The 14760-nt window shown below is 67.4% G+C and carries 11 protein-coding genes; 6 read left to right on the top strand and 5 right to left on the bottom strand.

From position 1 onward, the window contains the following. Positions 1–34: 34 nt before the first annotated feature. Positions 35–601 carry an ECF-type sigma factor gene (locus tag ABD974_RS05540; RefSeq protein WP_345302298.1) on the bottom strand — a complete coding sequence of 189 codons (567 nt, stop codon included), beginning with the start codon at positions 599–601 and terminating at the stop codon, positions 35–37. Between ABD974_RS05540 and ABD974_RS05535 the strand changes: the two genes are divergently transcribed. After that, positions 581–2377, top strand: a complete 1797-nt coding sequence (locus ABD974_RS05535) for a hypothetical protein (RefSeq protein ID WP_345302297.1) — start codon at positions 581–583, stop codon at positions 2375–2377. The genes ABD974_RS05540 and ABD974_RS05535 overlap by 21 nt on opposite strands. 620 nt (positions 2378–2997) lie before the next feature. Here ABD974_RS05535 and ABD974_RS05530 read toward each other — a convergent pair. Then, the gene (locus tag ABD974_RS05530) at positions 2998–3789 is read right to left on the bottom strand and encodes an NRDE family protein (RefSeq protein WP_345302296.1); all 792 of its coding nucleotides are present in this window, start codon (positions 3787–3789) and stop codon (positions 2998–3000) included. A gap of 136 nt (positions 3790–3925) precedes the next feature. Beyond that, positions 3926–4429: a hypothetical protein gene (locus ABD974_RS05525; RefSeq protein WP_345302295.1), complete on the bottom strand. Its 504-nt coding sequence runs from the start codon at positions 4427–4429 to the stop codon at positions 3926–3928. A 200-nt stretch (positions 4430–4629) separates the two neighbouring features. Between ABD974_RS05525 and ABD974_RS05520 the strand changes: the two genes are divergently transcribed. Beyond that, a complete protein-coding gene (locus ABD974_RS05520) occupies positions 4630–5361 on the top strand; it encodes a LolA family protein (protein WP_345302294.1) in 732 nt (243 codons plus the stop codon). A gap of 13 nt (positions 5362–5374) precedes the next feature. After that, positions 5375–8572, top strand: coding sequence for a VPS10 domain-containing protein (locus ABD974_RS05515; RefSeq protein WP_345302293.1), 3198 nt, complete (start codon positions 5375–5377; stop codon positions 8570–8572). 57 nt (positions 8573–8629) lie between these two features. On the opposite strand, the gene ABD974_RS05510 is transcribed toward ABD974_RS05515, so the two are convergent. Next, on the bottom strand, positions 8630–8842 hold the full coding sequence (locus tag ABD974_RS05510; protein WP_345302292.1) for a hypothetical protein: 213 nt from the start codon (positions 8840–8842) through the stop codon (positions 8630–8632). A gap of 748 nt (positions 8843–9590) precedes the next feature. Here ABD974_RS05510 and ABD974_RS05505 point away from each other — a divergent pair. From ABD974_RS05505 to ABD974_RS05495, 3 genes are all read left to right on the top strand, one after another. Continuing rightward, the gene (locus ABD974_RS05505) at positions 9591–11051 is read left to right on the top strand and encodes a circularly permuted type 2 ATP-grasp protein (protein WP_345302291.1); all 1461 of its coding nucleotides are present in this window, start codon (positions 9591–9593) and stop codon (positions 11049–11051) included. Then, positions 11051–12085, top strand: coding sequence for an alpha-E domain-containing protein (locus tag ABD974_RS05500; protein ID WP_345302290.1), 1035 nt, complete (start codon positions 11051–11053; stop codon positions 12083–12085). The genes ABD974_RS05505 and ABD974_RS05500 overlap by 1 nt, the downstream gene beginning before the upstream one ends. 67 nt (positions 12086–12152) lie before the next feature. After that, positions 12153–12899, top strand: a complete 747-nt coding sequence (locus ABD974_RS05495; RefSeq protein WP_345302289.1) for a proteasome-type protease — start codon at positions 12153–12155, stop codon at positions 12897–12899. Between the two features lie 118 nt (positions 12900–13017). Here the strand turns inward: ABD974_RS05495 and ABD974_RS05490 are convergent, their stop codons facing one another. Beyond that, positions 13018–14718: a cellulase family glycosylhydrolase gene (locus tag ABD974_RS05490; protein WP_345302288.1), complete on the bottom strand. Its 1701-nt coding sequence runs from the start codon at positions 14716–14718 to the stop codon at positions 13018–13020. Between the last annotated feature and the right edge of the window lie 42 nt (positions 14719–14760).

Genomic DNA, 14760 nt, shown 5'->3' with positions numbered 1-14760 from the left:
CGAGGCATTCTGCCCGCCATCGCGGCGGTCGGCACTACATCTCCTGCAATCCGGCAGACGCACCGGCGTCCAACTGGGCCAGCAGAAACGCGCGCGCTTTGCGCCAGTCGCGTCGGATCGTGCGGTCCGTGACGCCCAGCACGGCAGCGATTTCCGCCTCGTCCATGCCGCCGAAATAGCGCATCTCGACCAGCCTGCCCAGGCGCGCATCGAGCTGCTCCAGGCGCGTCAGCGCCGCGTCCATCGCGATGACCTCGACCAGATCTTCCTCGCGCGCGGCGTCGACGCTCTCGTCGAGCGACACCGCGCGCGCGCCATCCGCGCGTTTGCCCGCCATGTCGCGACGGGTGGCATCGACCAGCACGAACCGCATCGCACGCGCGACCAGCGAGACGAAGTGCCGGCGGCTCTCCACATTGAACCGGCCATCCGCCAGTCGCAGCCAGCTCTCGCAGACCAGCGACGTCGCCGACATCCGATCCTCCGGACGCAGCCGGATCTGCGCCCGCGCGATGCGATGCAGATCGTCGTACAGCGCCGCATAGATCCGGTCCCAGGCATCGCTGCGCCCGGACTGCACATGGGCCAGAAGCTGGGTCACGGATTCCGGCGAATGCATCGACCTCTCCCGCATCGGCCGCCCGTCGAATTGTTCATGCTCGGTCTTCACCCGCTGCCACGCGTTCCGCCAATGCCATTCGATGCCCGGCATGCGGCCCATCGCGTCGCGGTCCCGCGTGCCGGAGCATTGCCGGCGGGCAGTATGCCATCCCCGTGCGGTTGGCGGCCGCAGGATCAGTTTCCGGCCGATCGGCGATCTCGGCACCGTGCCTCGACGCTTGCGATCCGCCCCGCACCCGGTAAAGATCAATGCATTCCCCCCGCGGTCGGCGCCATGTTCTCTCCCAGACCGGATTGGCGTCATGCACTGGCGCACGCACTGCATTCCACCGCGCGCATCGATATCGCACCGGACGATGCGCCGTATGTCCTGGACACTCTCTCCGCGCAGCGGCTACTCGCGCTCGACTCCTCGTTGCGGTCTCTCGACTGGACGGCGACGCTGCCCGGTCCGGTCTGGCCAGTCATTCCTGCGACGACCGAGGGCGAGCGCGATGCGCAGTTGTTCTGCCTCGGCACCCATGGCGACGGCCGCCTGCGCGAACGCGCGCTGCGGCTCGCGCGCGAGCGTGATAGCGGGCTGACGTTTGCGCTGGCGCTGATCCGCTGCGACGATTGGGTCGCCCCGGTTCGCGACACCGCGCTGGAGACCCTGCGCATGCGTGTTCGCGATGCGCCCGAGACGGTCTTCGCGCACGTCGACCTGATCCTGGCACTTCGCGGGCGGCAGCGCTTCGATGCCGGCGCATGGCGCGACCCGATCGAACCGGCGCTACTGCACCCCGCCCATCGCGCGCTGCGTTGGGCGCTGCTCGAACGCTGCCACGGCAGGTCCCGGCTGTTCGCGTGCAGGCTGGCGCTGCAGGCGGACACCGATCGCGCTACCGAACTCGCCCGGCGCGCCGTGCGTGACCGCGACCCGGTCATCGCGCGCTGGGCGCTGGAGGCACTGCCAGCGTCCACCGCACAGGACGGCGATGCGGTCGACAGCGACGTATTGTCGTACGCATACCTACATGCCAGCGCATCGGTCCGAGCACAGGCACTGCGCCTGCACGTTCAACGCCCCGATGCCGCATACGCCACGCGCGTCCGCGAAACGCTGCTCGATGCGTCCGCCTCGGTCCGCAGCGTTGCCCGCCACGCCGCGCGCGGGCTCGGCATCGATGCGCACGCCATCTTTCGCGATGCGCTCGACCGTGGCGAAGCGCCCGCCGACCGCCACGCCGTACTCGCTCTTGCCGAGTGCGCCGATGCGGACGATCTCGACCGTTTACGGCCGTGGCTGCATCACGTCAACGGCGAGGTGCGCTGCGCCGCCGTACGCGGTGCGCTGCGCGCAGGCATCGAAAACCCGATCGGCTTGCTGCGCGAGGCGTTGGCCGCGCCATCGGGCAAGGTCGTGAAGCTCGCGCTGGCACTGGGCACCACCCTGCCGGGCTTCATGACTCGCGAAACGCTCGCCGCCGGCTTCGCGGCGGCCACCACCGATGGCAATCGCTTGCGTCTGCTCGAAGCAACCCGGCGCATCGACCGCTGGTCCGCGCTCGAATGCTTCATGGACTGTCTCGACAGTACGCCGCACCAGGACATCGTGCTGCACGCGCTGCGCGCCTGGACAGGCGAAGTCGGCGCTCGCTTCACGCCTTTACCCGATCTCCGTCGAAACAGCCTGCTGGCGCGCGTAGATGCCATCCGGAAAACACATCCGCAGGGGCCATGGGCAGCGGTGCGGCATCTACTGGAAACGGGCTGATCTTCAACCTGGCGTTACGGCGACTCCGCACGGGTTCCGATCGCGCTAGCGAAGGCTGCTCCAGTCCCGTAGGCATCGGCCACATTGCCGTCGCGCATCGCACTGTCGCCCCGGCGAAGGCCGGGGCCCAGTTTTATGGCGCAGATTGCGGCTTCATGGCAGGCACCCACGCTGACGCTGTCTCTTTCCCTCAGCATGTGGGAGAAGATCGCCGAAGGCAGGGGGAGAGGCCGGGCGGGTCTGGTGATGATTCCGGGGGGGTGCTGGGCCGTCATTACTCGACTGATCGCGCATCGCATGAAGACCATGGCTTGAATCCCGCATTCCACTTCCCGATCTCAGCTTACACGCACCCCGAATCCCGCCTTCTGGCGCCTCCACATGAATCTGTGCTCGATGGACATTGATTGTCGATTGATTTCACGAATGGAACGCCGGGCGCGGGTGTATGCCCACTTCACCGAAACGCTTACCTGTTTCTACACAGACAGACAATAGCGGGGTCCCGACCTTCGCCGGGACGACGGGAGGATGAGAGCACGGAGCGACGGGATGCGGCTGCAACGACCAGCGAAAGCGATCTCTGCATTCCCGACATGCGTCAGGACGACGATCGTCCGCTACACCACCACCCGCGTTTCGCCCTCGAACACGCCGCCGGGGCCGAAGCGGCGTTCGACGATCAGTGCGTGGTCGTCGGCGATCAGCACGACGGAGCTGGCGCGGGTGCCGTAGTTTTCGTGGCGGATGAAGGCCGGGGACAGGAAGCGTTCGAGGTCCAGGCCGATGCCGGTGTCGGGCAGGCGCGCGTCCTGGGCGGGGGTGGTGTCGGCGAGCGCCGCGAACAGCGGTTCGAAATCGGGCTTTGCGTCCGTGGAGGCGGGCGATGCGAGCCAGTCGTCGAGACGTGCGATCAGCGTTTCGGTCTTCGGCCATGGCGCATCGAGCGCGCCGTTGGAGATGCCGTGCAGGCCGGGCGCGAGCGGGCGCATCGCGAAATCGCGGCCGTCCTCGCCGTCGGCGGGGATCGTCGGCAGATTGGTGGCGAAGCCGAGCGTGTCGCCATCGTGCGCCAGCAGATTGAAGGGACGATAACGCGGCGCTTCGGCCGCGAGCGCGGCGAGCGCTTCATGGGTGCCCGCATCGGCGCGGACGAAATCGGCGACCAGCGCGCCGCGCGAATGTCCTTCGCGCTCCGGCGGGCGGCGCACGTTGGTCACCGCCGCGAGCCGCCGGCCACGCAGCGCCAGCCAACTGCCGCCGTGCTGGCCGTCGCGACCGCCGACGACCTCGGGCGCGTCGTGCCAGGCCGCCAGCGGCAGCGTCGGACGCGCGTGGAATTCGTCGCGATTGGTGGCGAGCGCGAGGCGATAGCGCGGGTGCATCCGCCAGGCGAGCGCGATCAGGCACATCGCGGATGCGCCGACGGCGGAACGTGCGGAACCGCGTGGACCAGCAGCATCGGGGGAATCGTCATGGGCGTCGCGCGTGGCCGGGCGCGACAGCATACCCGCACGCATGCGGCGTGCGGGCATGCGTCCGCGGCGATCACGGCGGCAGGCATTCGATCAGCAGTTTCCGGTTGCCGTCGAGCCGCGCGCGCAGGTTGCGCGAGCGGTTCTTGCAGCGCGATCGCTCGGGCGTCCAGCCGTTCCACGCCGACGAACCGAGCTTGAGATCGACATCGGGCCCGCAGTCCGTGGTCGAACCGTCGGCATAGAGTTTGCATTTGCTGCCGATGTAGATTTCCTCGATCCGCCAGGTGCCGGCATCGAACTGGTTGCCGGTGGTCGAATGGCACCACCAGCGGATGAAACCGTCCTCGCTCGTGCGCACCCGGAACGGCGCGGTCCAGTTCGTCTTGCCGTTCGAGCGCTTGAGCAGGATCGCGTCGTTCGATCCGGGCTTGTCGCCGTAGGCGGAAACGATCGAGACTTCGTGGCTGCAGCGATCCACCATGATCTCGTTGCCGGCCCGGGCCGCCAGCGGCATCGCGGCGAGGCACAGCACGGTACAGGCAAGGCGGATCGCACGGGGCATGGCATGGGACATGGCATCGGTCATGACTCGGGTCACGGCACACACTCCTTCGCGTCATCGGATCCCACCCCTTCCATGCAACGCGGCGATCGCGGCGTTGCGGCCAACGGCCGCACACCCGTCGTCGACCCGACCGTGACTTTCGGCCTTGCCGGCCATGCGCCACGGGTCTACGTTGCGCAGGCTCGCCAGCCGGCGCAGGAGGACGTTCGATGTTGATTCGATTGATCTTGATGGCCGGCCTCGCCGGCCTGTCGCTGCCGACCGCCGCGATCGCGGCCGGCCCCACCTACACCGCGGACGAACTCGTCGCCAGGAATCTGGAAGCGCGCGGCGGCGCCGACAAACTGCGCGCGGTACGCAGCATGCGCGCCAGCGGGAAAATGCGCTTCGGCGGCGGCATGGAAGCGCAGGTGCGCAGTGTGACGATGGCACCCGACAAGGCGCGCTTCGAATTCTCGCTGCAGGGACTGACCGCGGTGAACGCGTGGGACGGCAGCGAAGGCTGGGCGATCGAGCCCTTCCAGGGTCGCCGCGATCCGCAGAAGACCAGCCGCGACGATTCCAAGGGCCTCATCCGCGCCGCCGACATCGGCGGACCGCTGCTGGACTGGAAAGCGAAGGGCAGCCGCCTCGAATATCTCGGCACCGAGGACATCGACGGCACCGCGGCGCACAAGCTGCGCGTGACCTTCAAGGATGGCGACAGCCAGGTGCTGTTCCTCGACCCCGACCATTTCCTCGAGATCCGGGTGGAAGATCACGTCTTCGTGCGCGGCCAGGAGCAGGTGAGCGCCACCGACCTCGGCGAATACGCGCAGGTGGACGGCGTGTACTTCCCGTTCGAACAGGGCCAGATGCAGGTGGACGCGATCGAGCTGAACACGCCGGTCGACGCCGCGATCTTCGCCTTCCCCGCCGCCAAGCCCACCGCCAACCCGTAGTCAGGAGACGACCATGCATGTTTCGATCCAACGGCCGCCTTTGGTGGCGGCCCTCCTGCTGGCCACCGGGCTCCTGACCACATCCGCGATCGCGCAGCAGGCGCCGGTGCCCGACCAGGGCGTGATCTCGGGCCTCGGCATCCGCAACATCGGTTCGGCCACCATGAGCGGCCGCATCTCCGCGCTCACCGCGGTGCGCCGCAAGGACGGCGCGCTGACCATCTGGGTCGGCGCGGCCAGCGGCGGCGTGTGGAAATCCACCGACGGCGGCACGACCTATCGCCCGAAATTCGACAAACAACCGGTGCAGTCGATCGGTGCGATCGCGCTGAATCCCAACGACCAGAACGATGTCTGGGTGGGCACCGGCGAGGCCTGGACCCGCAATTCGGTGTCGATCGGCGACGGCGTCTATCGCTCCACCGACGGCGGCGAATCGTGGAAGCACGTCGGTCTTCCGCAGTCCGAGCGCATCGTCGAACTGAGCGTGGACCCGCGCAACGGCGAGACCGTGCTGGCCTGCGTCACCGGCAAGCTGTGGAGCGATTCCGCCGAGCGCGGCGTGTATCGCACCACCGATGGCGGCAAGACCTGGGCGCAGGTGCTCAAGGGCGGCAACCTGTCGACCGGCTGCGGCGGCATGAGCGTGGATGCGAAGAATCCCGACGTGGTCTACGCATCGCTGTGGGACTTCCGCCGCAAGGGCTGGACCTTCCGCTCCGGCGGCGAAGGCCCGGATGCGCCATCCGGCAGCGGGCTGTACCGCTCCGCCGACGGCGGCCGCACCTGGAAGGAAGTCACCGGCGGCGGCCTGCCCGCGAAACCCTACGGCCGCATCGCGGTGGCGGTGGCGCCTTCCGATTCGAAGGTGGTCTACGCCTTCGTGGAAGGCGTGAAGAGCGCGCTGTACCGCTCGGCCGACGGCGGCGGCACGTGGGAGCGTCGCGACGACAGCCAGATGATGGTCTGGCGCCCGTTCTATTTCGCCAATCTCATCGTCGACCCCAACAATGCCGATCGCCTGTTCAAGACCAATCTCAACCTGATCCAGAGCACCGACGGCGGCAAGACCTTCTCCGGCACCGGCAGCACGCATGCCGACTTCCACGATGTGTGGATCGATCCGAACGACCCGAAGAACGTGATCGCCGGCGACGACGGCGGCATCTGGTACTCGAAGGACGGCGCCGAGAGCTGGTGGAAAGGCCACAACCTGCCGATCTCGCAGTTCTATCACGTCAGCATCGACGACCAGGATCCGTATCAGGTCTACGGCGGCCTGCAGGACAACAGTTCGTGGGTGGGCGATTCGTCCTATCCCGGCGGCATCACCAATGCGCGCTGGGAAAACCTCTACGGCGGCGACGGTTTCTGGGTGTTCTCCGATCCCACCGATCGCAACTACGTGTACGCCGAATACCAGGGCGGCAATCTGGCGCGGATCAATCGGCGGACGCTGGATTCGCGCGACATCCAGCCGCGCGCCAACGACGGCGAGAAGCTGCGCTGGAACTGGAACACGCCGCTGCATCTGTCGCCCAACGAAAAAGGCACGCTGTACATGGGCGCGCAGTTCCTGTTCCGCACCCGCAACCAGGGCCAGACCTGGGAGCGCATCTCGCCCGACCTGACCACCAACGATCCGAAGAAGCAGCAGCAGGAGCTGTCGGGCGGCATCACCGTGGACAATTCCGCGGCCGAGATGCACACCACCATCTACACCATCAGCGAATCGCCGAAGGACGGCCGGGTGATCTGGGTGGGCACCGACGACGGCAACGTGCAGGTCACCCGCGACGGCGGCAAGTCGTGGCGGAACGTGGTCGCCGGCGCGAAGGTGCCCGCGGGCTCCTGGGTGGCGTACATCGACGCCAGCCCGCACGAGGCCGGCACCGCCTACGTCGCGTTCGACCGCCACACCTACGGCGAGATGGACCCGCTGCTGTACAAGGTGAGCGATTACGGCGCGACCTGGACCGCCCTGGCCACGCCGAAGGACCCGAAGAGCGTGCGCGGTTACGCCCACGTGCTGCGCGAGGACCCGGTGAAGCGCGGCCTGCTGTACGCGGGCACCGAGCTGGGCCTGTGGATCTCGCTGGACGACGGCGCGCACTGGGCGCAGTTCAAGGGCGGCGACTTCCCGGCGGTGGCGGTGCGCGATCTGGTGGTGCAGCCGCGCGACCACGACCTGGTGCTGGCCACCCACGGTCGCGGCATCTGGATCGTCGATGATGTCACCCCGCTGCGCACGCTGGACGGCGCCGTGCTCACCCGCGACGCGGCGTTCCTGCCCGGACGTCCGCAGCAGCAGCGCACGCGCGCGTTCGGCGGCTGGTCCGAAGGCGACGCCGGTTACGTCGGCCAGAGCGCATCGAACGACGTGGTCATCACCTACTACCAGAAGACCCGTCACCTGTTCGGCAAGCTCAAGCTCGAAGTGCTCGATGCCGACGGCAATCTCATCGACACCCTGCCCACCAGCAAACGCCGCGGCATCAACCGCGTGTACTGGTCGATGAGCCGCAAACCGCCGACGGTGCCGCCGGCCGCATCGGTCGCCGGCAACAGCCTGCAGGGTCCGCGCGTGCCGCCCGGCACCTACACCCTGCGTCTGACCAAGGGCGATCAGGTGTTGGAGGACCGCATCACCGTTGGACTGGACCGACGCGCGCAGTTCAGCGTCGCCGATCGCCAGGCCAATTACGACGCCAGCATGCAAGTGCACGCGATGTTCGGCCGCATGAGCGATCTCGTGGCGAAGATCCAGGCCGTGCGCGGCGGCGCCGAGGGCGTCGGCGGCAAACTGCCCGCCGACGACGCCCTGCGCGCCTCGCTGACCGCGCTGTCCGCGCGCGTGGAAACCCTGCGCAAGGAGATCGTGGCGACGAAGGAAGGCGGCGCGATCACCGGCGAGGAGCGTCTGCGCGAGCACGTGGACAGCCTCTACGGCGGCCTGATCGGTTATGAAGGCAAACCGGCCGACACGCTGGTCGCCTACATCGGCGTGCTCGATCGCCGGCTCAAGGCGCTCGAAACCGACTTCGCGGCCATCTGCGACAACGATCTGGCGAAGGCCAATGCCGCGCTCAAGGCCCGCGGGCTGCCGGAAATCCAATTGCCCGAGAAGGCGCCGCTCGCCTGGCAGTCCTCCGGCACGCCGGATGCGCTGACCCAACAGGGTCGCCGCCGCCCGGGCAAACCGAAAAAGTGATGCTCGCGCCTGCGTTGCACACGGACGTGCAACGCATGGCGCCAGGCGATGCCCGGGTCAGGTTTCGACGTCGATCAACGTCCACTCGCTGCCGTTGCAGAGATACACATAGACGATCTGACTGGGTCGATCGCCGACGGCATAGCGGATGACGAAGCCGTCGAACTCCGGCGTGCATTCGTAGAAGAGATCCCGCGGCGGATCGGCGGCAGGCGCAGGACCGGGGCCGGCGACGAATGCGGCAAAGATGAACACAAGCGCTGATTTCATGGCATTTCGCATACGTTGAACTCCGAGCGTATCGTTTCGAGGAACCGGATTGCCCCCTGCACTGCGGCGAGGCCCACGTCCACCGCACATGTGCGCATCGCAATCATCGTCTGCGACGCCGCGATCACAGCATGGGTATGCGCCCTGCATTCTTCAGTGATCCTGCTGCATTTCCGCGGATGTTTTTTTCGATCGAATCCGTGCGCATCATCGACTCTCGCGATGCGCGATCGACATGATGTGATCGATGCCGCAGAACACGACGTCGCTTGCGCGAGACGACGGCACGATGACTGCCTGCAGCGGCAAGCGCATCGTCGCGACTTGCCGATGCCCGCATCGATCGAATCGGATCGCATCATCGACACGCACGATCCGCGAGCGGAACGCTGTGACCGGCGACGCAATGCGAACGGACGCATGCACGCATCGCGCGTTCGACGTCCTGTCGCCGCGATCCGCATGCCGTCGTTGTCGTGCGCCTCCGGATGATTTTTCGAATGGAGTCCGGACGCATGATCGACGTGCGCGATCGCGGCCCGGCTCGGCGACCGAAACGCCGCGACCGCGGCGATCCATCCGACCGCCTGCCCGGCTCCCCGCATCCGTCCGCTGCGGCGTCCGGCGCGGCATGCGGCCCGGGCAACATTGATGCACCGCAACATCTAGGCAAGCCGCCCGGCCCGTGCTATTGATCGGGTGAATGATCCGCACGGGGCGCTGGGACTGGATGACGGCTGACGGAACCATGGGGAAGGAAGACACCGCGAAGACCGGCGCGACGACCACCGCGGACACCGCGGCGCGCTTCGACGAAATGCACGACGGCAGCGGCGCCGCGCGCCCGCACTACCACGCGTTCGAGGACTGGCTGCACAGCGTTCCCGATCAGGCCCTGCAGGCGAAGCGCCGCGAGGCCGAAATCGCCTTCCACCGCGTGGGCATCACCTTCTCGGTCTACGGCGAAGCCGCCGGCAACGAACGCCTGATCCCCTTCGACATGGTGCCGCGCATCGTGCCCGCCGCCGAGTGGCGGATGCTCGAAGCCGGGCTGCGGCAGCGGGTGCATGCGCTCAATCTGTTCCTCGGCGACGTCTACGGCGAACAGCGCATCCTCCACGACGGCCGCGTGCCCGCCGACCTGGTGCTGGACAACCACGAATTCCGCGGGGAGATGCGCGACCTGCGCGTGCCCGGCGACATCTATTCGCACATCTCCGGCATCGACCTGGTGCGCGCGGGCGACGGCGAGTACTACGTGCTGGAAGACAATCTGCGGGTGCCGTCGGGCGTGTCCTACATGCTCGAAAACCGGCGGATGATGGCGCGATTGATGCCGGAGCTGTTCGCGCGCCAGCAGATCGCGCCGGTCGAACACTATCCCGACGCCCTGCTGCGCGCGCTGCGCGAGGCCGCGCCCGAAGGCATCGACGACCCCGTGGTCGCGGTGCTGACGCCAGGCTCGGCGAATTCGGCGTATTTCGAACATGCCTTCCTCGCCCAGCAGATGGGCGTGGAACTGGTGGAAGGCGCCGATCTGTTCGTGCGCGACGACACCGTCTACGCGCGCACCACCCGCGGGCCGCAGCGGGTGCACGTGATCTACCGCCGGATCAACGACGATTACCTGGATCCGAACGTGTTCCGCCCGGAATCGGTGCTGGGCGTGCCCGGGCTGTTCTCCGCGTATCGCGCGGGCCGGGTGACGCTGGCCAATGCGCCGGGCACCGGCGTCGCCGACGACAAGTCGGTCTACCCGTACGTGCCGGACATGATCCGCTTCTATCTCAGCGAAGAACCGATCCTGCACAACGTCCCGACCTACCAGCTGCGGCGCCAGGACGATCTGCGCTACACGCTCGATCATCTGCACGAACTGGTGGTGAAGGAAGTCCACGGCGCCGGCGGCTACGGCATGCTGGTCGGCCCGGCCTCGACGAAGGCCGAGATCGAGGATTTCCGCCAACGCATCCTCGCCGCACCCGCGAACTACATCGCACAGCCGACGCTGTCGCTGTCCACCTGCCCCACCTTCGTCGACAGCGGCCTCGCGCCGCGTCACATCGATCTGCGCCCGTACGTGCTGTCGGGCAAGCGCATCGTCGCGATGCCCGGCGGGCTGACCCGGGTGGCGCTGCGCGAAGGCTCGCTGGTGGTGAACTCGTCGCAGGGCGGCGGCACCAAGGACACCTGGGTATTGGAGGCCTGATGCTCTGCCGCACCGCCGACGATCTCTACTGGGCCTCGCGTCACATGGAACGCGCGGAGAACACCGCGCGCCTGATCGACGTGACCACGCGCATCGCCATGCTTCCCGAACGCCTGGACCGCGGCAAGGCGCAGGCCGCGCCGTGGCGGCGCGCGCTCGACGCATTGGGTGCGGCCGACACCTGCCTGCAGCGCTACGGCGCGATCGACGCCGGCACCGTGATCGATCATCTGCTGCTGTCGCCGGAGAATTCGTCGTCGATCTACAGCTGCCTGCGCGCCGCGCGCGAAGCCGCGCGCGCGCAGCGCGTCGCGATCACCTCGGAGATGTACGAAGACCTCAACACCTCGTGGCTGGAAATGCGCGGTCTCGACCGCGGCAGCATCGATCGCGACGGCCTCAGCAGCATACTCGAACGGGTCAAGAGCCGCTCGGCCTCGTTCCGCGGCGTCACCATCGGCACCCTGGGCCGCGGCGAGGGCTATCAGTTCATGCAGCTCGGCGTGTTCATCGAGCGCGCCGACTGGGCGGTCAGGCTGCTCGATGTGGTCGGCAGCGACGCCGAACCGCGCGAGGGCGGCGCCGCGCGCGACGCCGCCGATTATTTCCAGTGGAGCGCGCTGCTGCAGTCGCTGTCCGCCTTCGAGACCTACCGGCGCCTGCACCGCCAGGCGGTCAGCCCCGCCGGCGTCGCCGAACTGATGCTGCTGCACGACGCCAACCCGCGGTCGCTGCAGACCTGCGCCCACAACCTGCATCAGGTGCTGACCGCGCTGGCCGGCGGGCAGACGCTGGAAGTGGTGCGCCAGGCCGGCGCGCTCTCCGCGCACACCCGCTATGCGCGCATCGACGAAATTCTGGCCGAAGGCCTGGAGCCCTGGCTGCAGAACGCGATGGCGCGTCTTGATCGCCTGGGCAACGCCATCCATCAGGAATTCATGACCGCCGCCGATGCCACGGACACACGCCCGCAGCTCAAGGCGCCGTCCCACTCGCCGTCGCAACTCCAATTCCAGGCGCAGACACCCGCCTGATCCGCTTCACACCGCAGCGCCGTTACGGGCAAAATCGACGCTGCATTTCTGCGGGCACCGCTTCACCATGACTTACTGCATCGGGTTGAATCTCGAACACGGCCTGATCCTGGCCTCCGACTCGCGTACCAATGCCGGCGTCGACGATATCCGCCGCACCGGCAAGATGCGGCTGTTCGTCTCCGAAGGCGAATACGTGGTCGCGGCGCTCTCGGCCGGAAACCTGTCCCTGACCCAGAACGCGCTGAACCTCATCGATCAGCGCTCCACGCTGGACGGCGGGCGGCCCGGCATCGGCAAGGCCACTTCGATGTTCGACGTGGCGCAGATGGTCGGCGACGCCCTGCGCGAGATCCGCAAGCGCGACGAAGCCTATCTGCGCGACAGCGGCATCGACCCCACCGGCAGCTTCATCGTCGGCGGCCAGATCCGCGGCGAAGCGCCGCGGCTGTTCCTGGTCTACTCGGAAGGCAACTTCATCGAAAGCTCGCCGGAAATGCCGTATTTCCAGACCGGCGAAAGCAAGTTCGGCAAGCCCATCCTCGATCGCGTCATCACCCCGCAGACCTCGATGACCGAAGCCTGCAAGTGCGTGCTGGTGTCGTTCGACTCGACCATGCGCTCCAACCTCTCGGTCGGCCCGCCGCTGGACCTGCTGCTGTACCGCCGCGACAGCTTCTCGGTCGCGCTGCGCCAGCGCCTGGTCGAAGACGATCCGTACCTGCAGACGATCCGTCGCGAATGGAACGAAACCCTGCGCCGCGGCGTGCGCGAACTGCCCGGCCCGGAGTGGCTGCGCGACGCGGCCGACTGACCAAACCGACAGACCAGGCCGACTCAGCGCAGCCGGCAGGACCTGTCGAACCAGGCGGAAGCCGCGCGGATCGCGCGGCGTCCGATTCCGATACCCGCACCATCTCCCTGGCGATCGCTCACGGCGCGCAGGTGCCCGTGCTCGCCACCACCAGGCCATTGCTCATCTTCAGCGCGATGTCGTAACTGTACGCGGGCACGACGTACGAACGGCGCACGCCATCGGCGGGCACGACGAACGTGGCGCCGATGCGCGCGCCCGTCGCCGGGTTGATCCATTCGCCGGTGTAATTCACCGCCGCCGCGGCGGGCTGCAGGTCCAGCGTGGTCAGCCGGGTGATGCTGGCCGGTTTCGCATAGGCCTTGAACGCATCCGCCGACGGATTGCTGTGATGGAGATAGAGCGCATAGGTACTGCCGTTCTGCTGCATCGCGCCCCAGTAGACATTGCTGCCGCCGCGCGGCGTGCCGAACGCCGGCAGGTTCGGCGCCCAGGTCGGCGGATCGTTCGTGGCGCGGCTCATCTGACGCAGGTAGGGCCCCAGTCCGGCGAGAAAATCCGCCAGTCGGCCCAACTGCACGCGGGTCTGCTGCGGCTCGCTGCCGCCGGACGCGCTCCAGTCGGTGGTGTAGTGGTTGTAGATGCCGCCTTCGCCGAGCATGAATTCCCAGGCCTCCGCGCGCGCCTCGTCCGGCGTGATGTAGTCGAACGAACCGGAGGAGCGATACGACGGCGTCGGCCGGCCTTCGTTGAAGCCGTAGACCCGCGGAATGCCCTGCAGGCCGGGAATCAGATACGTTTTCTGCTTCTCGGTGGCGGACAGGCGCCCGGCATCGCGCACCTGGATGTAATGCCCGGTGAGGATCTTCACGTCCGGCGCATAGGTCGGGCTGACGATGCTGCGGAACGGCGCCAGTGCGGCCTGGGTGTGGTAGTTCGCGGCGATGAGATGACGCTTGGGCGAAGCCGCCGTCCCCTCGGCGTTGCGCACGATGTCGGTCATGCATTCGTGCCACTTCACGATCCGCGGCACGCTGACCGAATCGGCGACGACGGCGCCGCTGGAATTGTATCCGGCCTTGACGATCGACAGATCCGGCTCGTTCGCCAGTTCCCAGTAGAGATTGTCGTAGGCGTTCAATTCGGCGACGAGCTTTTCGACGAACGCCTTCTGGCGGCTGTAGATGTTGGTCGCGGTGTTGAACGGCGCACAGGTCGCGCCGGGCGCCGCGGTCAGCGTCCACTCGTCGGCGAGCCCCAGGTAACCGTTGCTGTTCTTGCCGGAATACCACGGGCTGGTGCGGAAATCGCCGCTGAACGCATCGAAGAGCGTCACCTCGACGATCACGCCTTTGCCCTGCGCGTACGCCACCACCTCTTCCAGCCGATCGAAGTAGGTCTGGTTCCAGCTGTAGAGATCCCAGGTGCCGTTGCCCGCGTTGTAGACGAACGGCTGCTCGTTCGGCAGCGGCCCCGCCGCACCGCCGGGGCTGTGACCGAGACCGGCCCAGACGCGCAGCACGTTGAGGTGGCGCAGCGCCAGCTCATCGATCACCCGCTGGAAATTCCGTTTGCCGCTCCCAGCATCGAGGTTGTAATTGCACAGCTGGGTCACTTCTGGCGTCCCGGAACGCTGCTCCAGATGGCAGATGTATTCGGGGCTGTAGCCGACCAGCGGCGTGGTCTTGCCGCCGTAATGGAAATACTGCGGATTGACCGCGTCGATGCACAGCGGCGCGGCCTGCGCGAGCGTGTTGGACAGCATTCCGGCGAGCGCGACCGCGGCGATGCCGCGCGCGCGACCTGTGGCGATGTTCATGAGACCTCCGATGCTTCGGCGAGCGATGACACCCTCGAACGG

The organism is Lysobacter hankyongensis (assembly GCF_039543145.1).
Classification (GTDB): domain Bacteria; phylum Pseudomonadota; class Gammaproteobacteria; order Xanthomonadales; family Xanthomonadaceae; genus Lysobacter_I; species Lysobacter_I hankyongensis.
The sequence above is the reverse complement of the archived record's forward strand: the minus strand, read 5'-3'. Positions and strand labels throughout refer to the sequence as shown.